Source organism: Terriglobus sp. 2YAB30_2, from assembly GCF_052114765.1.
Classification (GTDB): Bacteria; Acidobacteriota; Terriglobia; order Terriglobales; family Acidobacteriaceae; genus Terriglobus.
In genome coordinates this window covers 71,591-93,124 of record NZ_JBFRFJ010000002.1, presented here as the reverse complement: position 1 = coordinate 93,124, position 21,534 = coordinate 71,591, and the positions used below count along the sequence as shown (strand labels likewise).

At 58.0% G+C, this 21,534-nt stretch carries 20 protein-coding genes; 13 read left to right on the top strand and 7 right to left on the bottom strand.

Annotation, left to right across the window (positions count from 1 at the left end; translation table 11 throughout):
- Window positions 1-69: 69 nt before the first annotated feature.
- The 4 genes from AB4Y89_RS03055 to AB4Y89_RS03040 form a co-directional block, all read right to left on the bottom strand.
- The gene (locus tag AB4Y89_RS03055) at window positions 70-372 is read right to left on the bottom strand and encodes an ATP synthase F0 subunit C (protein ID WP_442299427.1); all 303 of its coding nucleotides are present in this window, start codon (window positions 370-372) and stop codon (window positions 70-72) included.
- Window positions 373-516: 144 nt separating this feature from the next.
- On the bottom strand, window positions 517-1,248 hold the full coding sequence (gene atpB, locus AB4Y89_RS03050; protein ID WP_442299426.1) for a F0F1 ATP synthase subunit A: 732 nt from the start codon (window positions 1,246-1,248) through the stop codon (window positions 517-519).
- Between the two features lie 33 nt (window positions 1,249-1,281).
- Complete coding sequence (locus AB4Y89_RS03045) at window positions 1,282-1,707, bottom strand: ATP synthase subunit I (RefSeq protein ID WP_442299425.1); 426 nt, start codon at window positions 1,705-1,707, stop codon at window positions 1,282-1,284.
- The gene (locus AB4Y89_RS03040) at window positions 1,704-1,952 is read right to left on the bottom strand and encodes an AtpZ/AtpI family protein (protein ID WP_442299424.1); all 249 of its coding nucleotides are present in this window, start codon (window positions 1,950-1,952) and stop codon (window positions 1,704-1,706) included. The genes AB4Y89_RS03045 and AB4Y89_RS03040 overlap by 4 nt, the downstream gene beginning before the upstream one ends.
- Window positions 1,953-2,200: 248 nt before the next feature.
- On the opposite strand from AB4Y89_RS03040, the gene lysS reads away from it, so the two are divergent.
- The 9 genes from lysS (at window position 2,201) to AB4Y89_RS02995 (ending at window position 10,215) form a co-directional block, all read left to right on the top strand.
- Complete coding sequence (lysS, locus tag AB4Y89_RS03035) at window positions 2,201-3,856, top strand: lysine--tRNA ligase (protein WP_442299423.1); 1,656 nt, start codon at window positions 2,201-2,203, stop codon at window positions 3,854-3,856.
- Window positions 3,857-4,423 (top strand): DUF4272 domain-containing protein, encoded by a 567-nt coding sequence (locus AB4Y89_RS03030; protein WP_442299422.1) that lies wholly within the window; start codon window positions 3,857-3,859, stop codon window positions 4,421-4,423.
- A gap of 65 nt (window positions 4,424-4,488) precedes the next feature.
- Window positions 4,489-5,286 (top strand): TIGR00282 family metallophosphoesterase, encoded by a 798-nt coding sequence (locus tag AB4Y89_RS03025; protein WP_442299421.1) that lies wholly within the window; start codon window positions 4,489-4,491, stop codon window positions 5,284-5,286.
- Between the two features lie 434 nt (window positions 5,287-5,720).
- Window positions 5,721-7,070, top strand: a complete 1,350-nt coding sequence (locus AB4Y89_RS03020; protein WP_442299420.1) for a TolC family protein — start codon at window positions 5,721-5,723, stop codon at window positions 7,068-7,070.
- A gap of 18 nt (window positions 7,071-7,088) precedes the next feature.
- On the top strand, window positions 7,089-7,406 hold the full coding sequence (locus AB4Y89_RS03015; protein ID WP_442299419.1) for a hypothetical protein: 318 nt from the start codon (window positions 7,089-7,091) through the stop codon (window positions 7,404-7,406).
- Window positions 7,407-7,530: 124 nt separating this feature from the next.
- Window positions 7,531-9,009, top strand: coding sequence for a hopanoid biosynthesis associated radical SAM protein HpnJ (hpnJ, locus tag AB4Y89_RS03010; protein ID WP_442299418.1), 1,479 nt, complete (start codon window positions 7,531-7,533; stop codon window positions 9,007-9,009).
- A 76-nt stretch (window positions 9,010-9,085) separates the two neighbouring features.
- Complete coding sequence (locus tag AB4Y89_RS03005) at window positions 9,086-9,502, top strand: EamA family transporter (protein WP_442299417.1); 417 nt, start codon at window positions 9,086-9,088, stop codon at window positions 9,500-9,502.
- A complete protein-coding gene (locus AB4Y89_RS03000) occupies window positions 9,499-9,663 on the top strand; it encodes a hypothetical protein (protein WP_442299416.1) in 165 nt (54 codons plus the stop codon). The genes AB4Y89_RS03005 and AB4Y89_RS03000 overlap by 4 nt, the downstream gene beginning before the upstream one ends.
- Window positions 9,664-9,855: 192 nt before the next feature.
- Window positions 9,856-10,215 carry an EamA family transporter gene (locus tag AB4Y89_RS02995; RefSeq protein ID WP_442299415.1) on the top strand — a complete coding sequence of 120 codons (360 nt, stop codon included), beginning with the start codon at window positions 9,856-9,858 and terminating at the stop codon, window positions 10,213-10,215.
- A 7-nt stretch (window positions 10,216-10,222) separates the two neighbouring features.
- On the opposite strand, the gene AB4Y89_RS02990 is transcribed toward AB4Y89_RS02995, so the two are convergent.
- Entirely contained in the window at window positions 10,223-11,659 is a 1,437-nt protein-coding gene (locus AB4Y89_RS02990; RefSeq protein WP_442299414.1) for an MDR family MFS transporter, read from the bottom strand.
- A 102-nt stretch (window positions 11,660-11,761) separates the two neighbouring features.
- On the opposite strand from AB4Y89_RS02990, the gene yiaK reads away from it, so the two are divergent.
- Together yiaK and uvrB are read left to right on the top strand one after the other, a co-directional pair.
- On the top strand, window positions 11,762-12,760 hold the full coding sequence (yiaK, locus tag AB4Y89_RS02985) for a 3-dehydro-L-gulonate 2-dehydrogenase (protein WP_442299413.1): 999 nt from the start codon (window positions 11,762-11,764) through the stop codon (window positions 12,758-12,760).
- 91 nt (window positions 12,761-12,851) lie between these two features.
- Window positions 12,852-14,840, top strand: coding sequence for an excinuclease ABC subunit UvrB (uvrB, locus tag AB4Y89_RS02980; RefSeq protein WP_442299412.1), 1,989 nt, complete (start codon window positions 12,852-12,854; stop codon window positions 14,838-14,840).
- On the opposite strand, the gene AB4Y89_RS02975 is transcribed toward uvrB, so the two are convergent.
- The gene (locus AB4Y89_RS02975) at window positions 14,837-15,370 is read right to left on the bottom strand and encodes a L,D-transpeptidase family protein (RefSeq protein ID WP_442299411.1); all 534 of its coding nucleotides are present in this window, start codon (window positions 15,368-15,370) and stop codon (window positions 14,837-14,839) included. The two genes, uvrB and AB4Y89_RS02975, sit on opposite strands and share 4 nt — an antisense overlap.
- Window positions 15,371-15,424: 54 nt before the next feature.
- On the opposite strand from AB4Y89_RS02975, the gene pabB reads away from it, so the two are divergent.
- Both pabB and AB4Y89_RS02965 read left to right on the top strand, forming a co-directional pair.
- On the top strand, window positions 15,425-17,155 hold the full coding sequence (gene pabB / locus AB4Y89_RS02970) for an aminodeoxychorismate synthase component I (RefSeq protein ID WP_442299410.1): 1,731 nt from the start codon (window positions 15,425-15,427) through the stop codon (window positions 17,153-17,155).
- A gap of 70 nt (window positions 17,156-17,225) precedes the next feature.
- Window positions 17,226-17,975, top strand: coding sequence for a glycosyltransferase (locus AB4Y89_RS02965; RefSeq protein ID WP_442299860.1), 750 nt, complete (start codon window positions 17,226-17,228; stop codon window positions 17,973-17,975).
- 91 nt (window positions 17,976-18,066) lie between these two features.
- Here AB4Y89_RS02965 and AB4Y89_RS02960 read toward each other — a convergent pair whose 3' ends face one another.
- Window positions 18,067-21,483 carry a carboxypeptidase regulatory-like domain-containing protein gene (locus AB4Y89_RS02960; protein ID WP_442299409.1) on the bottom strand — a complete coding sequence of 1,139 codons (3,417 nt, stop codon included), beginning with the start codon at window positions 21,481-21,483 and terminating at the stop codon, window positions 18,067-18,069.
- Window positions 21,484-21,534 lie beyond the last annotated feature (51 nt).

The window sequence follows — 21,534 nt, the reverse complement described above, 5'->3', positions numbered from 1 at the left end:
GTGGGTATCAGGCAAACGAAAAGCCCTCGCCGAAGCGAGGGCTTTCTACGTTCATGTGCTGCAAATCGCTTACTGAACCTTCAGGAAGATGATAACGAAGGTGAACAGAGCCAGGGACTCGATGAAGGCCAGGCCGAGGATCAGGAAGGTGAAGATGCCGGGGCGGGCGCCAGGATTGCGGGCCAGCGCTTCGGCGGCAGAGGCAGTGGCCTTGCCCTGAGCCAGACCGCAGAGGCCAGCGGCGAGGGCCATGCCCAGACCGGCGGCGATGTAGAACAGACCGTTCTTGCCGCCTTCGGCGGTTTGAGCGAACGCGGCAGGCGCCAGCAGAAGAGCGGCGACCGTCATGAACAGATACTGAAGCTTACGCATTGGAGTTACTCCGGGCTTCCGGAATTCCGTCATCAGTGGGTGGTTGAGGTTCACCGTGCTGACCCCCTCACGCTCATGGCGGTGATGCTCCGCATGCGGTGGAAGCCGGTACCGCATGCGTCAAACTTGTCGTTCAGCCGAGGTCTAGTGCTCGTGTGAGACCGCGAGGCTGAGGTAAATCGTGGCCAGCAACATGAAGACGTATGCCTGAATCACGGCGACGCCAAGGTGCAGGCCGAGGAAGACCAGCGGGATACCGATAGGCACCAGCGAGAAAAAGGCCATTGTCAGCAGGTCGCCGGCGAACATGTTCGCGAAGAGACGAACGGTGAGCGAGAGCACGCGGGCGACGTGCGAAACCACCTCGATCAGGAACATCAGGGGGGCCAGCCACCAGACCGGTCCCAGGAACTGCTTGATGTATCCGAAACCGTTGGCCTTGATGCCATGCCAGTGGTAGTAGAAGAAGGTCAGAATCGCCAGCCCCAGCGGCACCACTACATCAGCGGTCGGCGACTCGAGCCCGGGGACCAGGCCCATCAGGTTCGCCAGTAGTATGAACAGGAAGATCGCGGTCAGATAGCCAGTGAACTTCTCATAGCCATGACCGATGATGCTCTCGCCCTGTCCGGAGACAAACTCGTGGGTCATCTCCGCCAGGTGCTGGGCGCCGCTCGGCTTCTCGACGTTAAGCGTCAGGCGAACCGCGACGAAATAAGCCAGCAGGAATAGCGCCACCAAAATCTCCATTGCAAACGAATTGGAGATCGGCGCGGCGGGATACTTCGGCGTATAGCCCACAGAATGCAGGATTCCGTTCGCCAGACCGCCAAAGTGGTGATTCAGAAACTCGGTAAACAGCAACTGGTGAGGCATATCTTGGGGCAAATAACCTGTCTGAAGGACTTCCTAGACGGTCCAGACGCGGGCCAACTTTGCCCCCTCGAACGCTAGAGCGAAAACGCCCAGGCCGAGGCCGGCCGCCAGCGCGTAAACCGAACCATCCAGAAACTTAAGGCTAACATACAGGGCCACTAAAGTGAGCCCCAGGCGTATGAAAAAGCCCGCCAGAACCAAACCAAGTGACCGCCCTTTCTTCACCGTTTCACTGGCATCCATGCGGACCATGACGGCCGTCATGAGCCGGAGCCACTCCCACAGACCGCTGGTGCTGATCACCGCGCCGACCAGCAGCAGAATGGCAGATCGCCATCCCCACTTGAGCCAAACGCCTGTGGCGCCCACCAATGCCAGGATGGTAGCGAGCTTCATGGCGCGCAGGATCAGGCGGCGAAAGTCGTCGTCGGTGTAACTGGCAGCGTCCGGCAGGTTCAATTGTTCCTCTTCATGTAGCGCGAGGCGATGGTATAGATCTGGATGAATCCGCCGGCTGCACCCACCAGGATGCCGACGACCCCAATCCAGTGCGTCCCCAGCTTGGTGTCGATCCAATGGCCGAGCAGCCAGCCCACCAGACACCCGATCGGCAGCGCAAAGGCCAACTGGATGAAGGACTCTGCTTTGACCAGGTCGCCAAGGACGCCTTTCGGCTTGCCGGGGGTGCGATTTTCCTCGCTCATTGCGTGTCCTATTACACCACCACGGAAAAAATTCCGCACGGAAACGCAACTTTCCCTTTAGGTATTGGTCCTTGCGATTGTTGGCGGCACGAATCTGGCACGTTCTGCCAATGTTCCCAACCAGCAGTCCTCCCCCAGGGGAACCGCATACTGCGGTTCCCCTTTGCCGCCTAGCGGAGGCATTTTCCTCGAAATATTGGCGGATATACTTGAGTTTTCAAGTCCTTTTTGAGAAGCGAGTATTCCTTTTGTTCGAATCAGAGTTTGAAGAAAAGCTGTATGGCGAACGCATCGAGACGCTGAAGAAGATCAGCGAGCTCGGCCAGCCGCTCTATCCCAACACCTATCCGGTGACGCTGACCATCCCGGAGGCACGGGTGAAGTTCAGCGCGCTCTCCACTGAAGATCTCGAAGCGCAGAAGCCGCCGGTCGCCATCGCGGGGCGCATCATGGCCATTCGCCTGCAGGGAAAGACCGGCTTTGCGACACTGCAGCAGAATGGCGAGCGCCTGCAGATCTACGTCCGCAAGGACGCGGTCAGCGAAGACCAGTTTTCTCTGTACAAGCTTCTCGATCTCGGCGATCACATCGGCGTGCAGGGTTACATCTTCCGCACCCGCACCGGCGAGCTCACCATTCACGTCGAGTCGCTCAGCTTTCTCACCAAGGCTCTGCTGCCGTTGCCTGACAAGTTCTCCGGCCTGGCCGAAATCGAGACTCGCTATCGCCGCCGCTACCTCGACCTCTTCACCGATACGGGAGACTTCGAGGAACTAGCTCCGGCCGAAGAAGGAGGCGCGCCTCAGCAAGGCCAGCGCCTGCGCGCTCCCTCGCGTGAGGTTTTCTTCAAGCGCGCCAAGGTGCTGCGCGCCATTCGCAACTACTTCGATTCGCGTGGATACATTGAGGTGGAGACCCCGATGATGCAGTCCATCGCGGGCGGAGCGGCGGCACGCCCGTTCCAGACGCATCACAATGCGCTGGACCTGGATCTCTATCTCCGTATCGCTCCGGAGCTCTATCTCAAGCGCCTTGTCGTCGGCGGCGTCGATCGCGTCTACGAGATCAATCGCAACTTCCGCAACGAAGGCATCAGCACTCAGCACAATCCTGAGTTCACGATGCTGGAGTTCTACCAGGCCTACGCAAACTACTGGGACCTGATGCAGATCACTGAAGAGCTGGTCACCTATGTCGCCAACGAGGTGAACGGAACCACCATCGCACGCTTCCCGCTCCCTAAGGGCAAGCGTGCAGGGCAGATGGTGGAGGTTGACCTGGCCAAGTGGCGGCGCCTTTCCATGCGTGAGGCGATCATCACCTTCTGGCCTGAAGCCGCAGGCGCCAAGCCATCGATGGACTCCTTTGCTTCGCACGACTCCGTTGCGGGTCTCGTGCAGCAACTCCGCTCGGCCGGCATTGATCTGCCTTACGACGCGAAGGAGCCGCTCGGCAAGACCATCGCGACCGTCTTCGAGACCATTGCTGAAGAGCACCTGGTCGAGCCCACCATCATCTACGACTTCCCTCTCGCAGTTTCGCCGCTCAGCAAGGTAAAGCCGGATGAGCCGGAATGGGTAGAGCGATTTGAGTTCTACATTGGCGGCTTCGAGGTCGGTAACGCCTTCAGCGAGCTGAACGATCCCGAAGACCAGCGCCACCGCTTCGAGATGCAGCTCGAAGAAAAGGCTCGCGGCGATGAAGAGGCCCATGCCATGGACGAAGACTACGTCCGTGCCCTGGCCTACGGTCTGCCTCCAACCGGCGGTGAAGGCATCGGCATCGATCGCTTGACCATGCTTCTGACCGGCTCGCGCTCTATTCGTGACGTCATCCTCTTCCCGCTGCTTCGACCACAACAGAAGCAGGCGGAAAAGCAGGAACATGGGGAGTCCGCTGAGTAGGTGCAAGAAGATTGGGAGAACGTACCCTGGTTAAGACCAGGTGCCAGACAAATCGCTGAGCGATGTATCGTGCTTCTCTGCGTCGCCGCAAGCAAGGACTTCGAACCAGGCCATTTCAGTGAGTGGATCGAAGAAAACGGCTTGTGGCACGCAGTCTCTCCCAATGAACACCTGCTTCTGACACAACCACAGACTGACAAAGACCGGATCACCGCCTTGTGGCGAAGTGAAGCTCTCGTTGTCTTACTCTGGGCGATCAGAAAATGGGATGATCTGCCCTCATGGAACCAGCAAATTGATATTGCGGAGTTGCTTCGCCATGTCCCCGCGTTCGGTGAACCGCTCGGAACCTTCGTAGCAAGCGCGAATCTCCGTTCTGAAGAGGAGATCGATACTGTTCGTGAAGAGCACTATCAGGCCCATTGGCAAGTCCGGGATGCGAGGATCAACGGCAAGCCAATGCCTCCCGATATTGAGCCTGGTGTTATCTACGAGCGACACTACGCATTCAATTGGCTCATCGGGTATGACAATCTGTCCTGGGATGAGATGGAGGTTGACACCTAGGGCGCGAAGCAGATTTCTCCCACCACGCCTAGTCAACAGTCCCACCCCCAACTATCCTTAAGCGTGTGAATATTCTTTTTGTCGGCGATATCTTCGGCTCAGCCGGTCGCCGTATTGTTACCGAACATCTGCCTCACCTCCTTGAGACACACACCGTCGATCTGCTGATCGTGAATGGTGAAAACGTCGCCGGAGGCTTCGGCATTACTCCAGCCCTCGCCGAAGACATCTTCGACATGGGCGCCCAGGTCATCACCACCGGCAACCACTTCTGGGACAAAAAGGAGATCCTCGAGTACGTCTCTTCCGTCCCGTCCTACTCGCACGACCGCGCGCGGCGGGTGATCCGTCCTGCGAACTTCTCGCCCGCGACCCCGGGATTCGGTGTCTACGAGGGCGCGCTTCCTGACGGTCAGGCTTACGCAGTCATCAACCTTCAGGGACGGGTCTTCATGCAACAGACCGACGATCCATTCCGTAAAGCCGATATGCTGCTCCGCGATATTCAAGCGAAGGTCATTTTTGTTGACTTCCATGCCGAGGCAACCAGCGAGAAGGTCGCCATGGGCTGGTATCTGGACGGCCGGGTGACTGCCGTTCTGGGCACACACACGCACATCCCGACAGCCGATGAGCGCATCCTTCCGGGCGGCACGGCCTACCAGACGGACGTGGGCATGTCCGGACCGTACGATTCTGTGATTGGAGTCCAGACAGAACTTGTCCTGAATCGCTTTCTTACCGGCGCGCCGAGTAAATTTGAGGCAGCCAAGGGCAATCCGAAGATGTGCGCCACCCTGATCCGTTGCGATGGCGCGACAGGCCGGGCCAATAGCATCCAACGCATCATGCTGGGAGAGTAGGCGCATTTCCCTGTGGGTCTAGGGTGTGTCATCAAACTCGTGTCGTCAGCGCCGGGAGCAGATTTTTTCGAGCTCTAGGAGTGAGGAGAGAACTGTAGCCGGTCTACTGGAACGACGAGGGACGAAGAGATCGGGAAAATCCGGGTCCCCAGTCAGCTTTGCTGGCTGGGGTGAAGAAAATCTGCCCCGGCCCTCGGGTTGCGGCGCAACGCTGACGACAGGAGTTTGATGACACACCCTAGAGTAGGGCTACCGCATCTATGGGCGTTTTCCGCAATGAAAACGCCGCTGCACTTCTTTTTCGGGCTACCCAGCAACAGGGAAACTGCTCTAAACAACTCGCATCGCACCGGCATCAGAAAGAATCTAAACGGTTGACGCTCACCTGTACGATGGATCACAGGTCACATAAGGGTTCTGAAGGATTCTCAGTTTTGAGGCTTGTACGCTCTCTCATTTGCTTTCCTGTTGTTCTGGCTGCCGCCCTGGCAGTTCCGGCGGCGCACGCCCAGATCTCATTCAGCTCCGCGATCGACCTCGCCCTTCGCAACAGCCCTAAGGTCAAGATGGCCGAGGCCGATGTCGCAAAGTCGACGGCGGTACTCTCCGAATCGAGGGATGTCTTTATTCCGTCGCTCAGCGCCGGCTCGGGTCTTGGCTACTCCTATGGCTTCCCTGTCGGCCAGCCGACGCTCTACAGCTTCACGGTGCAGTCCCTCGTCTTCGACCAGTCGCAAAAGAACTACATCCGGGCTGCCAGGATGGGGCTTGAAGCTGCCAACTACGCCCTCGCCGATGCGCGCCAGGCGATCGCAGAAGACACCGCGTTAACCTATCTTGCCCTGGATCATGACCTGCAACGCCTGGACGCACTGCAGCAGCAACTCACCTTCGCTTCGCGGCTGACGGAGATTGCCCAGGCCCGGCTCGACGCAAATCAGGACAGCAGGATCGACTTCACCAAGTCCCGCCTTACTGCCGCGCAGGTGCGGCTCGCGCGTCTGCATACCGAAAGCGATACGAACTTCCAACGGCAGCATCTGGCTAACCTGACCGGCCTGCCGGCCGAAGGACTGAGCACGATTCACGACAGCATTCCGCAGCCACCCGCTCCAGTTGCTGACACACCGGCGGTAACTAATATCCCCGCAATTCAGGCCGCGTACGCGAGCGCGCAGTCAAAGTTTCAGGTTGCCTTTGGTGACTCGCGCAAAATGTATCGTCCGCAGATTGCGTTCGCAGCCCAGTACAACCGCTATGCGGAGTTCAACAACTACCAGGACTACTACCGGAACTTCCAGAGAAATAACTTCTCCTTCGGTATCCAGTTGAACTGGCCCATCTTCAATGCCAATCTCCGTGCCAAAGCGAGAGAATCCGTCGCGGACGCCGTGCGCGCGCAGTACGACGCAGACCGCGTCAAGAAAGAGTTTCTGGAAGGCCGCGCGAAGGCCGTGAACGCTCTGCCGGAACTCGCCGTACGCACCGAGATCGCCACCCTGGATCGGGACCTGGCGCAACAGCAACTGGAAGCGGTGCAGATTCAACTCAATCAGGGTTCGGGTAATCCGAACGCTCCCCAGCCAACCCCGAAGGATGAGCAGAACGCACGCATTCAGGAGCGACAGAAGTTTCTGGACATGCTGGATGCGGACCTCGCGCTTCGTCAGACCCAAATCAGCGCCCTGCGCGTTACCGGTCAATTGGAACAGTGGTTGAAGAGCTCTGTCCGGCTCGACAATACGCTGCCACAAGCTCCGTCAGCGGCAACCTCTAGGCCCTGATTCGCATTCTTACCAGAAATGCGCAAGGTTTTTCTGGTCGTCATCCTTCTACTGGTGGGAGGGGTGATCTACGGGGTGTATCACGACCGCCGGCTGGATGCTCGTCTGAACCAGGTCTTTCCGCAGGAACCGGAATCCGTCGTCAAAGTAGCCATGGGAGCTCCTAGCAGTATCAGCAGCCCCTGTTCCGCCTACGGAACGACCGTCACCCTTGGAGATTGCGACCACGTCCTGGTCTATCGCTCCTTTTTCTATGCCCTGCATCCGAAGTTCTGGCTCGTATTTGTGGACGCTAAAGGTCTAACCACCGCCACCTCCCGGCAAAACCTCCCTTAGACAGAAAATGAGATAGCGCGTCCTGCGCGTACCTGCGTAGGTTCCATTCGAGGCTTCTCAGGCATCCTGACTGGCACTCGGGGCGGTTTCCATAGCCCCGAATGGTAAAATCAGGGGTATTACCATGCCGCTGAAAACGCTGTTACTTAACCCGCCCTCGTTTGAGAATTTTGACGGCGGAGCCAGTTCCCGCTGGCCCGCTACCCGCGAAATCGAGTCGTACTGGTATCCCGTGTGGCTTGCGTATCCGGCTGGAATGCTCGAGGGTTCACGCCTGCTCGACGCTCCTCCGCACCATATCTCCGCAGACGAGACGATCGAGATCGCCAAGGGTTACGAGTTCCTGGTGCTGTTCACCTCGACTGTAGGCTGGGCCGGCGACCATGCACTGGCGCAGGCCATCAAGAACGCCAACCCCGGCATCAAGATCGCCTTCGTCGGACCGCCGGTCACCACTGACCCAGATCGCGCTCTGAACGAGTGCTCGGTGATCGACTTCGTCTGCCGCCGCGAGTTCGACTTCTCCGTCGTCGAATTTGCGCAGGGCAAGCCGCTGAACGAGATTCTCGGTATCAGCTATCGCAATACCGACGGCACCATTCAGCACAATCCTGACCGTCCGCAGGTCGAGAACCTCGACCAGATGCCCTGGGCGACCCAGATCTATAAGCGCGATATGGACGTGACAAAGTACAACGTCCCATTCCTGCTGCACCCCTACATCGCGCTCTACTCCACTCGCGGCTGCCCGGCACAGTGCACCTACTGCCTGTGGCCACAGACTCTCTCCGGCCACGCATGGCGTAAGCGCTCGTCTGACGACGTCGCTGCCGAGATGAAGTGGGCCAAGGAGAACTTCCCCGAGGTTAAGGAGTTCTTCTTCGACGACGATACCTTCAACATTCAGAAGGCGCGCACCATCGAGTTGTGCGGCAAGCTGAAGCCGCTGGGTATCACATGGTCCTGCACCTCGCGCGTGACCACCGATCGCGACACCCTGAAGGCCATGAAGGAAGCCGGCTGCCGCCTGCTGATCGTGGGCTTCGAGTCCGGCGACCCGCAGATCCTGAAGAACATCAAGAAGGGCGCCACCGTTGAGCGTGCTCGCGACTTCGTGAAGGACTGCCACGATCTCGGCCTGGTCATCCACGCTGACTTCATTCTCGGCCTTCCGGGCGAGACCAGGGAGTCGATCCGCAACACGATCAACTTCGCCAAAACGCTGGACTGCGAGACCATCCAGGTCTCCATCGCTCACGCCTACCCTGGCACAGAGTTCTACGACTACGCCAAGAAGAACGGCTTCATCACCAACGAGGTCATGTCAGACGATAGCGGCCACCAGATGGCGCACATCGAGTACCCCGGTCTGCCGACCGAGTATGTTCTCGAGATGGTTCATCGCTTCTACGACGAGTACTACTTCCGTCCGAAGGCGGCCTTCCGCGTGATCTGGAAGGCGATCGTCAACCGCGATGTTCCTCGTCTGTACCAGGAGGCCAAGGCCTTCCTGAAGCTGCGTTCGCAGCGCAACAAGGTCGTCAGGCAGAAGAAGGCGGAGAACGCGCTGAAGCAGCAGGAATCCGTCAGCATGAACGCGTAGTCTCAATGCAGCTGTACAAGCATGAGGCGGGGCTTTGGCCCCGCCTCATGCTTGCCTAAGACAGAAAGATGAACGGATGAGCTCCACCCAACACACACTGACTCCGCAACGCTGGCTAATCCTGATGTGCGTCATGGTCGGAGCGGCGGTCGGCGACTTTTTGCTGGCGCGAGGGATGCAGCAGGTTGGCGTTGTCGATCTGCATCATCTGGGAACGCTGTTTGCCGCCATCAGCAATCCCTGGGTTCTCTGCGGCATTCTAGTGCTGCTGGGCTTTATGGCATGCAACATCACAGCGCTTAGCTGGGCGGATGTCAGCTTTGTCTATCCGGCAACGGCCTTCGGCAACGTAATCATCGCCCTGCTTTCAAAGTTCTTTCTGCACGAAGATATCTCCAAGTCGCGCTGGCTGGGGATCTCCCTGATCGTTGTCGGCGTTGGATTTGTGGCGCAGGGCCCCTCGAGGACAGAACATGCCAAGGAGGCATCATGATCGCTCCGACGTCAGGCAACGTCTCTGAAGGTCTGCGGATGCTCCTGATCCTGTTCTTCGCCGCGATTCCGAAGAAGATCTTCGACTGCGCTGGTGGGTGCCTTGGCGTCCTGYGGCTGAATGGAGCTCGGTTTGCTGAACAGCGCGGACAACTGCTGTAAGGTAAGAAATGGAGTGACCATCGCGCCCTCACCTCTTCGGCGGCTTCATCCCCGCCGCGGTATTAGCCTCTGACGATCCTGGAGTGTCCTCTGGTTTTCTCGCTGCTATCAATTCCTTCCGTCTCGGCCGGCTCTCTTCATCTTCGTGAGCGTGTAGCCGCGCATCTTCCAGCTGTCTCGCTGCACGCCTGGGTGACGATATGGACCGTGGTCATCTTCGCTACGGCAGGCGATATCCTCATCGCCGCGGCGATGCGCCGCCTGGGAGATCTTGACGATATCCGCGCAAAATCCGGCCTCGGCGGAGCGATTAAGGCCGTTGTCACCAGTCCGTTTCTAGGGGCAGGCATCGGCTGTATGGCGGTCAGCTTCTTTGCCCTGCTCTACGCCCTTTCGGCCGCTGATCTCTCACTGATCGCACCCGCGACAGCGTCGCTGACCTATATTGCAACCTCTGCGGGCGCACGGATCTTCCTGAAGGAGCGCGTCGATAAGCGGCGCTGGATTGCCGCTCTCTTCGTCTGCGCCGGTGTTGCCCTGCTTACGCAATAAGCGCGCCTTACGCTTCGACCGGTTCCTCACGTTCCATCACATGTCCACTGACCGCTGCTCCAGCGCTGTGCGGAAGCGTGCGGACATCCAGCAAGCTTAGTAGCGCCAGCGCTGCCACGACGTAGAAAGCCCAGCGAAAGTCGATCACCTCTGGAGCTCCGCCGTGACGCCCGTGCAAGACCGCTGAGCCACGAAGCAGAAGCACACCGAAGGCGACTCCACCTCCCACGGTCATCTGCTGTACGGTGCTGGCAAACGCCGAGCCGGTACTCATCTTTTCCTTTGGCAGATCCGCATAGCCCATCGTCGTCAGAGACGTGAGCTGCATGCTGCGGCCGAGACCACTCAGGAAGAGCACGATAAGCACCAGCCAGTGCGGCGTCCAGGGTTGCAGCAGTCCGCACCACAGCAATGTTCCCGCGGTGAGCACACCATTCCAGAGCAACACCGTGCGGAAACCGAAGCGGCGCAATAGCGGCGTTGTCACCGGCTTCATCGCCAGATTTCCGGCAAAGACAGCCAGAGTCAGTGAACCGGACTGAAAGGCATTCAAGCCGAAGCCGAGCTGAAACATCAGCGGCAGCAGGAAGGGAGCCATGAAGATGGCGACGCGGAAGGCCGATCCTCCCCATATAACCGCGGAGAAGGTGCGGATTCGCAGAACCTCAAGATCAAAGAGAGGATTCGGGACACGGCGAAGATGCCTGAACGAAAGGAAGGCGGATGCAGCCGACACTACAAAGAGGATTCCCCCGAGTGTTCCGTTTGCAGGCTCACGCCCGATAAGCTCCATCGCATAGACGAGTGAGAAGCAAGTTCCTCCAACGAGCAGGAACCCGAGAAAGTCGAATACGGGAGGGCGTTCCTCGTGGGTGTTTTTGACGAGGATCCAGTTCGCGATCAGGCAGCCGATGCCAATCGGCACATTCAGAAGAAAGATCCAGCGCCACGACCAGTGGTCGACGATAAAGCCGCCAAGTGGAGGGCCAAGAATGGGCGCAACCAGCGCAGGCCAGATCGTCCAGGCGATGGCCATCATGATCTGGTCCTTCGGGGTCACGCGGACAACCATCAGACGACCGACCGGAACCATCATGGCGCCGCCAATCCCCTGCAGGACACGCGCCAGGGTGAACTCCCAGAGATTCTGGCTGATGCCACAGAGCACCGATGCCAGCGTAAAGACAACGATGGCGGAACCAAAGACGGTGCGTGCGCCCCAACGGTCCGCTACCCATCCGCTGATAGGAATAAAGACGGCAACCGCCAGCAGGTAGGCAGTCATACCGACGTTCACGTCGACAGCCGCGACATGAAACGCGTGACCGATCTTCGGCAGACCGGTGGCGATAATCGTGCCGTCCAGATTCTCCATGAACAACGCACCGGCCACGAGCAGCGCCACCATCAGCGAGCGCTGTGAGCCAGTCGAAAACTCTTCCATATGCTCTTATTCTCGCAGGGATAGCGTTGTGCGGTCACAGTGTCACGGTATCGGGGCTATGAGTAGGTGCAGGGCTTGCGGCGACTTCGCTAAGCTGGTTCTATGCTGCGCATTCCGTATGACGAACTTGTCCGCACTCTCGTTCTGGCTCTTCGCAACCTCGGCTTTACGCCGGCGCGTGCCCAGGAGTGCGCCAATCTCTTTGCAGAAACTACCCGCGATGGCGTCTACACGCACGGAATCGCCCGCTTCCCTCGCTTTGCGAAGCTGATTGAGCATGGCGCTGTCCGTCCCGAGGCATCTCCAACAATGGTCTCCGGCTTCGGCGCACTGGAGCGCTGGGACGGTAATTACGGCCCGGGAAATCTGAATGCATGGCACATGATGGGACGGGCGATTGCGCTGGCCCATCAGCATGGAATCGGATGTGTGACGATCGGTTACACCAATCATTGGATGCGCGCCGGCAGCTACGGCCTGCAGGCCGCCGAGAGGGGCATGATCGGCATCTGCTTCACGAACACCATGCCGAACATGGCCCCCTGGGGAGGCAACAAATCTGTGCTCGGAAACAATCCCCTGGTGATTGCAGTTCCCCGTGCGAATGGAGCGCACTTCCTCATCGATTTCGCCATGTCGCAGTTCTCCTATGGCGCTCTGGACGGCTACGCGGCGCGCGGCGAACAGCTCCCGGTTCCCGGAGGCTTCGACAAGGACGGCAATCTCACCAGCGATCCCAAGGCGATCCTCGAATCGCACCACCCTCTTCCCATCGGCTACTGGAAGGGCTCAGCGTTCGCGATGATGTTGGACGTGGTGGCGGCGACGCTCTCCTTTGGACAGGCCACGCACCAGGTATCCCCCGATCCGCTACGCGAGGCCGGAGTCTCCCAGGTCTTTCTGGCGATCAATCCAGCAGCGCTCGGACCGGTTTCCACCATCGGCGACGAGATCATCGCTTCGCTGCATACCGAGCCGGACGCGAAGGTTCGCTATCCCGGCGAGCGGCTGCCGGCTACCCGGGCCGAAAACATGGAGAAAGGCATTCCGGTCGACGAAGATATCTGGGAGGAGACTCGTAAACTCGCCGGCCTGGCTTAGCGCATTTTCATTAATCCAATGTGGGTGCCCCTCAGAGAGATAGGGTGAGCTAAGACATATTCGCTTTTCTTTCTCCTGATATTCTTAGTGGATGGACTTTCAGCTCTCCACCACCTACAAGCCACAGGGAGACCAACCGCGTGCCATCACCGAGCTCATGACCGGTCTGCACGACGGTGAAAAGCACCAGGTGCTGCTCGGCGTGACCGGGTCGGGTAAGACCTTCACCATGGCGAAGGTCATCGAGCAGTCTGACCGTCCTGCGCTTGTACTCGCGCATAACAAGACATTGGCCGCGCAGCTTTATCACGAGTTCAAGCAGTTCTTCCCAAACAACGCGGTGGAGTACTTCGTCAGCTACTACGACTACTACCAGCCCGAGGCCTACATTCCTTCGGGCGACCTCTACATCGAGAAAGAAGCCACCATCAATGAAGAGCTCGACAAGCTGCGGCTCTCAGCGACGCGCTCTCTCTTTGAGCGCCGCGACTGCATCATCGTCTCGTCTGTGAGCTGCATCTACGGCCTGGGCTCGCCGGAAGCGTATTACGGGATGTTGCTGCTGCTTGAAAAAGGTCAGCAGATTCGCCGCGAAGATATCACCAGGCGACTGGTTGAGATCCTGTACGAGCGCAACGAGCACGACTTCCGCCGTGGCACCTTCCGTGTGCGCGGCGATGTGATTGAGGTCTATCCCACGTACGACGAAAACGCCTACCGGATTGAGCTCTTCGGCGATGAGGTCGAATCGCTTTCACAGATCGATCCTCTCTTCGGCACAGTCAAGCAGCGCTATTCTCGGCTGCCGATCTATCCGAAATCGCACTACGTCGTGCAGCCGGAGAAGAAGAAGTCGGCGATGGACTCCATCCTCGAAGAGCTTGCCGAGTGGGAGGCGCAACTTGAAAAAGAGGGCCGCATGGTGGAGGCGCAGCGCATTCATCAGCGCACACGCTTCGACCTTGAGATGATCAAATCTGTCGGCTACTGTCACGGCATCGAGAACTACTCACGCCACTTCTCCGGACGTCTTCCGGGTGAGCCTCCGCCGACGCTTTTGGATTACTTTCCGAAGGACTTCCTGATCTTCATCGACGAGTCGCATGTCACCGTACCGCAGCTGCACGGCATGTGGCACGGTGATCGCTCCCGCAAACAGAACCTGGTGGACTACGGCTTCCGCCTGCCCTCGGCACGCGACAACCGGCCGCTGCGCTTCGAGGAATTTGAGTCGCGCACCGGGCAGATCATCTACGTTTCGGCGACTCCGGGACCGTACGAACTGACAAAGGCGGAGGGCGTGGTCGTCGAACAGATCATCCGCCCCACCGGCCTCATCGATCCTGAAGTCGAGATTCGGCCGGTCAAAGGACAGATCGACGATCTGCTGGGCGAGATTCGTGACCGGGCTGCGAGAAACCAGCGTGTCCTGGTAACAACCCTGACGAAACGTATGGCCGAAGATCTCGCCGGCTACTATACCGAAGTCGGTGTCCGCTGCCGCTACATGCATTCGGAGATCGAGACACTGGAACGGGTAAAGCTGTTGCGCGACCTACGTAAAGGTGAGTACGACGTGCTGATCGGCATCAACCTTCTGCGCGAAGGCCTGGATCTGCCTGAGGTCTCTCTCGTGGCTATTCTGGACGCCGATAAGGAAGGATTTCTGCGTTCGCAGGGTTCGCTCATCCAGACCATCGGACGTGCGGCGCGACACCTGGAAGGCCGGGCAATTCTGTATGCCGACAAGATGACGGACTCCATGCAGCGAGCGATCGACGAGACCAGCCGTCGACGCGAAGCGCAGGTGGCCTACAACACGGAACACGGCATTACACCGAGAACTGTCGTTCGCGCAATCGAAGACTCGCTTGCCGTGGTGCTGGCAGCCGATTATGCAGATCTGACGGCAGAGGTGGAAGGGATGCCGGAGTTCGCGACGCAGCAGGAATTGGACACCTACATCGGAAAGCTCGAAACCGAGATGCGCGAGGCAGCCAAACAGTTCGAGTTCGAGAAGGYAGCAAAGTTGCGCGACACGATCAAGGAGCTCCGGACGAAGGAGTTCCTGTTCAGCTAAGGGCGGATCTCGATGGGCGTCCCGTCGGGGACGAGACGCCATATCTCATCCATCTCTTCGTCAGTTACCGCTACACAGCCTCGAGTCCAGTCCATTGTGCGCTGGAATGCTCCGATCCAGCCCAATCCATTGAGAATTCCATGGATCATGATGTCGCTGCCGGGATCGATACCGGCGGCACGTGCCGCCGCAACCTGTTGCGGCGTCGGATATCCGACACGTAAGGCCCTATAGAAGGCGCTATGTGGATTTCGGCTCACGATGCGGTATTGCCCTTCGGGAACTCTGTTGTCTCCTGCACGCTCTTTGGGGCCGATGCCTCCTCGGCCCAAAGCGACGGCATAACTTCTGAGAACAGCGCCATCGCGATATAAGAGGAGGCGATGGTTGCTTTTCTCAACCGTGACTCGATTAGCGATCGCAGATCCCTTGATTGGCGTGATACGAGGTCTCATTCCCCACACGATCAGGATTGCGGCGATTGCGAAGGCCAGCAACCAGAGACCTCTCCGCTTCGGCCTTGTGGGCATGACGAGACGCTACCAGATCGCATCTGCTCTGCTGCAGCTTATTCTGAAGAGAGCGTGTTCCCTCGTATCCAGGTTGGTACCGTTGCACTGATCCATGCTCTTCCCGGGGCATCCAGCTATCTATTCCGTAATCCGGTAGAGACCATCACCGCTTCTACGGTGGAGGAATTGGAAGAGCTGTTGCAGCGCATCGACAGCGCCGTGGCGAAAGGCCTCTACGCTGCCGGGTATCTCGCCTACGAAGCTGGCTATGCCCTTGAGCCCTCATTGCGGCGCCTCTTGTCCCCGCAGCGGCTGGCATGGTTTGGCATCTACCCCGATCGAGAGAGCTTCAGCTACCAACCAGAGCCGTCGCAGATCTCGATCGAAGGTCCCTCCATCACCATGTCTGCATCGACCTTTGCGGATAAGATCGCGCGCATCAAGCAGCACATCGAGCAAGGCGATACCTATCAACTCAATCTGACGACGAAGCTCCAATGGAACTACACAGATTTTCCTGAAGCGTTGCTGCATCACATCCTTGCCGTACAACCCGTTGAGTTCGGCGCCTTCCTCAATCTCGGATCGACGCAGATCCTTTCCGCTTCGCCGGAGTTGTTTTTCCGCCGCGAAGGAAGCCGCATCACGACGCGTCCCATGAAAGGTACGGTGCAGCGCGGCCGCGATCTTGAAGAAGACCGCGAGAAGATGGCGTGGCTGGCAAATGACGAAAAGAACCGCGCCGAGAATTTGATGATCGTCGATCTGTTGCGCAATGATCTCGGACGTATCTGTGCAACCGGCTCCGTTCATGTCGACAAGCTCTTCGAGGTAGAACGCTACTCGACGCTGCACCAGATGACCTCAACCATTCATGGCGATCTGCGCCCCGGAATCGGTTATGCCGAGATCTTCCGGGCGCTCTTCCCTTCAGGTTCCATCGTCGGCGCTCCAAAGATCAAAACCATGGAACTGATTCACTCTTTGGAAGAAGAGCCGCGAGGCGCTTATACCGGCTGTATCGGTTTTATCGCGCCCGGCGGCGAAGCATGTTTCTCCGTGGCAATCCGCACCATCACGCTGGAAGGTGGCCACGCGAAGATGGGAATCGGCGCGGGAATCACATATGACTCGGACGCCGCTGCGGAGTACGAAGAGACGCGGCTCAAGGGAGCCTTCCTGCAACAGGACGCACAGCCCTTCCAGTTGATCGAGACCATGCTGTGGGATGGAAGCCGCCTTCACTTTCTCGAGGAACACTTCGCCCGTCTGCAGCAATCGGCCGCCTACTTCGATTTCGCCTGCGATCTCGATAAGCTGCGTCTTGCTCTCCAGCAAACGGTCCAGACGCTCTCAGGCACGCACCGTATCCGAGTGCTCAGTAATCGCTCTGGCGTTTTCACTATCGAGTCTGTGCCGGTTCAGCTCGAAGACCGTCCGCTGAGAGTGCTGCTCTCCAACATCCGGACACGCTCGGGAGATCTATTTCTTCAGCACAAGACCACCCGCCGCAAGCTCTACGACGAACAACTTCGTCTCGCGCGCGAGCATGGCTTCGATGAAATCCTTTTTCTCAACGAAGATGGCAACATCACCGAAGGAGCGATCACGAACTTCTTTATCGAACGCGACGGAAAGCTGTTTACGCCTCCGTTGACAGACGGAGTACTGCCAGGTGTGATGCGCGCCCATCTCCACCCTGAGGAGCGCTCCCTGAAGCTGGACGGCCTTTTACCGACAGATCGTCTGTACCTTGGGAACTCCGTCCGCGGGATGCTTCCCATCGGGTACCTGGAGCGGTAACCCTGCACTGTTTACAGGGTTTTCATGAAAGCTTCACCTGCCCGCAGTGGGATGCACCACATGCTTGAGCATGGACGTCGTGTGCTCGCCATCCGAACTGACCATCGTAATTCCTGCCAAGAATGAAGCCGCTTACCTGCCGCGACTGCTGGATTCCCTATCCAGACAGGATCTGCCAGCAATGCGCTTCGTACCGATCTTTGTTGCGGACGCCGGCTCGACGGACGGAACCGTCGAATTGGCCATGAAATTTGCCGACCGGCTCAATGTAACGGTCATCCCCGGCGGACTTCCCTCCGTTGGCCGAAATGCCGGCGCTCGGGTGGCCTCGACCCCTTATATCCTCTTTCTCGATGCCGATATTGAACTGGACGATGACACGCTGATCCGTCGCGCAGTCCGTCTGCTGCGCCGCAGGAGGCTTCATTGCCTGACGACCTCGATCCGCTGTATGAGCCGCAATCCCTTCGATCATGCGCTCTACCTGGCAAACAATCTGATGCAGCGCATCGGCTCGTTCACCAAGCCGTTCGGGACCGGGATGTTTCTGCTTTTCGATACTGCCGCCTTCAATCGTCTGGGTGGCTTCGATGAATCGGCTCTCTTCGCCGAGGACTATCACCTCACCCGCCAGATTTCTCCGCGACGGTTCGGCATTCTGCGCGGCCATATCCTCACGTCGAACCGGCGCTTCCTCCGCACCGGCCGGCTCCGCATGGTCTTCCTCTTCTTCCGCACCATGCTGAACACGTGGAATGACTCCTACTTCGCAAACGACCATCGCTACTGGGAGACACCGAGCGAAGCGGAGCAACAGTAAGGGTCCTGCATATTTCAGACTCCTTGCAGATTTCGTATCAAATAAGAAGGGCGGCCAGCTGGCCGCCCTTCTTGTTGTGGTGAAGTAGCAGTTAGAAGATGATCTTCGCTGCCAACTGCAACTGACGAGCAGGCTGTGCGGCCGTAATCGAACCGAAGCCCGACGAGTTCACAGAGCTGCTGGGTGTGGAGTAGTTCACCTTGTTCAGCAGATTGAAGGCCTCTGCACGGAAATCAAAGTTTGCAGCGTCGCTCCATAGCGGGAATGCCTTGTGCAAGCCGAAATCAGCTTGATAGAAGGCGAATCCACGCATCAGGTTGCGGCTGGCGGTACCCCAGGGATTGGTCGATCCAGCGATATCGCTCGGCACGGTGAATGCCGCTGCGTTGATATATCCGTTCAGAGCGGTGTTGCTCTTGGTCAGGGTTGCGCCACGCAACGCTGCTCCAGCAACACGATTTGGACGGTAGGTAACCAGACCAGAGACGTTCAGGTTGGAACCCGAGGGCATTGCATAGGTGACGTTGATGGGCAATCCACTGGTCATCGTATTGATCAGCGTCAACTGCCAGCCACCCAACACGGAGTTGGCCAGATAACCCGAACCAGATCCCCAGTGGCGTCCATGACCATATGGAAGGTCATAAACAACCGAAGTGACGTTGGTGAGGGGCTGGTCATAGTTTGACGGGCCATAGCTAGCGCCCGGGTTGCGGTAGTCAACACGTGAATTGTCACCCGAGTTCGCCTCCAGGTGTCCACCCGACTGGTCGAAGGTACGGCTCCAGGTGAAGGCGTTCATCAGGAACAGACCGCGAGCCGCCTGCTTCTCCACTTTGAACTGCAGCGAGTTGTAGCTCGCAGCGCCAGCACCGTAAGCAATTTCAATCGAGCCAAAGGTAGAGACTGGACGACGGGACTGCTGAGTACCGCACGTCGTCAGGCCGACAGCGCAAGGAGTTGCCTGGTTGTAATCTGCGAGGATCTGCAGATGCTTTGAGACATTGCCGACGTAGGCCAGATCAACGAGCCAACCGGCGCCAAGAGTCTGCTGGAAGCCGGCGTGGAAGCTCTGCACATAACCCGTTTTGAGATCACGCGGGATGTAACGAGTGGTTACGTTGAGCGGGTTGAAGTAAGCCGGCGATGTCAGGTTGACAGAGTAGCCCTGCTGCGTCTGACGGAAGCAGGCAGACTGAAGCTGGGTGTCGTTCGTGCAGAGTCCCAGGGATGGGGTCTGCGTGATCGTTGCATTTACGACGTACGGACCGTTGTAGGTGAGGTTGTTTTCACCACCAGCACGATTCCACTGGGTGTAAACAATGCCGTAGCCCGCACGCAGTACTGTCTTGTCCGTTGCCGCGTAAGAGAGGCCGAAACGCGGAGCGACATTCAACTTAGGCGTATTGACCTGGGCGCGGCTGGCAACGCTATCGCCCGAGGCGGAAATGAGGGTGTTGGTACGAGGATCGAAGTTCGCAAGCCGATTGTCACGCTCGAACTGAGGCGTCACGATTTCGTAGCGAATACCGGCGTTCACCGTGAGCTTCGGGGATACCTTCATGTCGTCCTGGAAGTACATGAAGTTGTAACGCTGACGCAGGTTCACGACGGCAAAGGTTGTAAGAGCGTAGTCGCTGCGGTTTCCGAACATGAAGTCAGCGAGGTTACGCGCCTGCTGCAATTGGTTCGACAGCGTGGGAGCACCGCTCGCAACCGTCGTGTTGGAAGGATTCCCGTTCGCGGCGAACGTCCCTTGGTAGGTATCGGAACCGTAGCTGGGGTTGTAGTCATTCACTTCGGTGTGAACAAGCTGGTTTTCATAACCGAACTTCATCGTATGCAGGCTCTTTACCCAGGTAAAGTTGCCCTTCGGATTGAAGATGGTCGGATTCTGGAACTGCGGGTTGGAACTCTGCGCGCCAAACTGCGAGAAGCCCGTGACAGATTGCTGATTCAAAGGGCGAACAACGCGTGGATCGGTAGGAATGCCGTTGGTGATGCCATTTTCGGTCAGCATCGAAGCGCCGCCGAAACCAACCGGGAACTTTCCGCCTTCGTTCTTCGACCACCCAAAACGGATGTCCAGCAACTTGTTCGCGGAAATTGTCCAGGTAACACCACCAGCAATCGCACGGTTCTTGATATTCACATTGCCGTTCGAGTTGCCACCTGCCCGGCCAGCGATGCTCGGCGGGTCAAAGATATAGCCCGCGTGCTGGCTGTAACGGCCGAAGATCGTCCAATGATCGTTGAAGGTGTGATCCACACGGGCATCCCCCTTGTCGTCATTGATGATGCCGCGAGGAGTAATGGTGTAGTTGTTCGCAAGTCCGGCAACGGTATTGGTCGGCAATGTTGTTAGCACCGCACGAGCAAACTGCGTCATATCGCTGGTCGGAATGACACCAGTGTAGGTCTTGCCGCTGATCGGATTCTTTAGCGGGATGGCGTTGCTTGCGTTCGACGTATCGTCGTTGAGATAGAACAGGCCGCCGCGCTGATTTGCGGTCGGCAGTGTGGATGTAGACGCAGCGTTATTGAAGATCTGCCGAACCCCTTCGTAGTCACCGAAGAAAAACGTGTGATCTTTCCAAATCGGAGCACCAAACGTGCCGCCGAACTGGTTACGAATAAATTTCGGCTTGGTTGCACCGGTCGCAAGGAACGGTCCGATCGCGTTGAAGCTGGTATTGCGGACATAATCCCAGGCGCGGCCGTGGATCTGGTTCGTACCGCGACGGATGGCAGCATTAACTACGGCGCCAGGAGCTCGGCCATATTCCGCCGAATAGTTATTCACCTCGACGCGGAATTCGCTCACCGCATCCGGAGAGGGAGGAATGTTTTCGTTGGCAAAACCCTGGTTCGAAGTACCGTAGTTGTTGTTGTCCAAGCCGTCCAACAGGAAGTTGTTGAACGCGGAACGCTGACCGTTGACATTGAACGATGCCTCACGGCTAGAGGTTGTCTGATTCTCCAGGAAGGACTTGCGGGTTCCGGGTACCAGCAGGGCAAGGTCCGCATACGAACGTCCGTTGAGCGGAAGGCTCTCAACTTCGCGTGTGCCAACAACCGTCGACCGTGAACTGGTTTCGGTATCGAGAATTTGAGCGGCAGCACTCACTTCGACCGTCTCATTGACGGTGCCGGCAGCCACGTTCACGTCGACACGCTGACGAGCATTGACCGTCAGAGCAAATGGGGCAGTTTTCGTTGTTTGGAATCCCGCAGACTCTGCGGTAACCACGTAGTTGCCAATGTTGACGGAATTGAACTCAAACTTGCCTTCTCCGTCAGTTTTGGACGTCTGGGAGACGTTTGTACCTGTGTTGGTCAGCGTAACGGAAGAGCCGGAAACCGCAGCTCCCGATTTGTCACGGACATAACCAATCACAGATGCGTTTTCGAATTGCGCCCAACCAACAACTGGACTGAGCATCACGAGGCCAACAACAAGAAGCAGGTAGAAGCACATCAACCGCGCGGATTGAATCCGTCTGCGCATGAGAGAACACTCCTTTTGTGTTTCTATTAGCGTCACCGTTTACGGTTTCAG

Excerpts from the sequence above, each read along its gene's own strand:
- AB4Y89_RS03055 (WP_442299427.1), bottom strand. The coding sequence starts at position 372 with ATGCGTAAGCTTCAGTATCTGTTCATGACGGTCGCCGCTCTTCTGCTG.
- atpB (WP_442299426.1), bottom strand. The coding sequence starts at position 1,248 with ATGCCTCACCAGTTGCTGTTTACCGAGTTTCTGAATCACCACTTTGGC.
- AB4Y89_RS03040 (WP_442299424.1), bottom strand. The coding sequence starts at position 1,952 with ATGAGCGAGGAAAATCGCACCCCCGGCAAGCCGAAAGGCGTCCTTGGC.
- AB4Y89_RS03015 (WP_442299419.1), top strand. The coding sequence starts at position 7,089 with ATGCGCAAGGTTTTTCTGGTCGTCATCCTTCTACTGGTGGGAGGGGTG.
- hpnJ (WP_442299418.1), top strand. The coding sequence starts at position 7,531 with ATGCCGCTGAAAACGCTGTTACTTAACCCGCCCTCGTTTGAGAATTTT.
- AB4Y89_RS03005 (WP_442299417.1), top strand. The coding sequence starts at position 9,086 with ATGAGCTCCACCCAACACACACTGACTCCGCAACGCTGGCTAATCCTG.
- AB4Y89_RS02990 (WP_442299414.1), bottom strand. The coding sequence starts at position 11,659 with ATGGAAGAGTTTTCGACTGGCTCACAGCGCTCGCTGATGGTGGCGCTG.
- yiaK (WP_442299413.1), top strand. The coding sequence starts at position 11,762 with ATGCTGCGCATTCCGTATGACGAACTTGTCCGCACTCTCGTTCTGGCT.
- AB4Y89_RS02975 (WP_442299411.1), bottom strand. The coding sequence starts at position 15,370 with ATGCCCACAAGGCCGAAGCGGAGAGGTCTCTGGTTGCTGGCCTTCGCA.
- AB4Y89_RS02965 (WP_442299860.1), top strand. The coding sequence starts at position 17,226 with ATGGACGTCGTGTGCTCGCCATCCGAACTGACCATCGTAATTCCTGCC.
- AB4Y89_RS02960 (WP_442299409.1), bottom strand. The coding sequence starts at position 21,483 with ATGCGCAGACGGATTCAATCCGCGCGGTTGATGTGCTTCTACCTGCTT.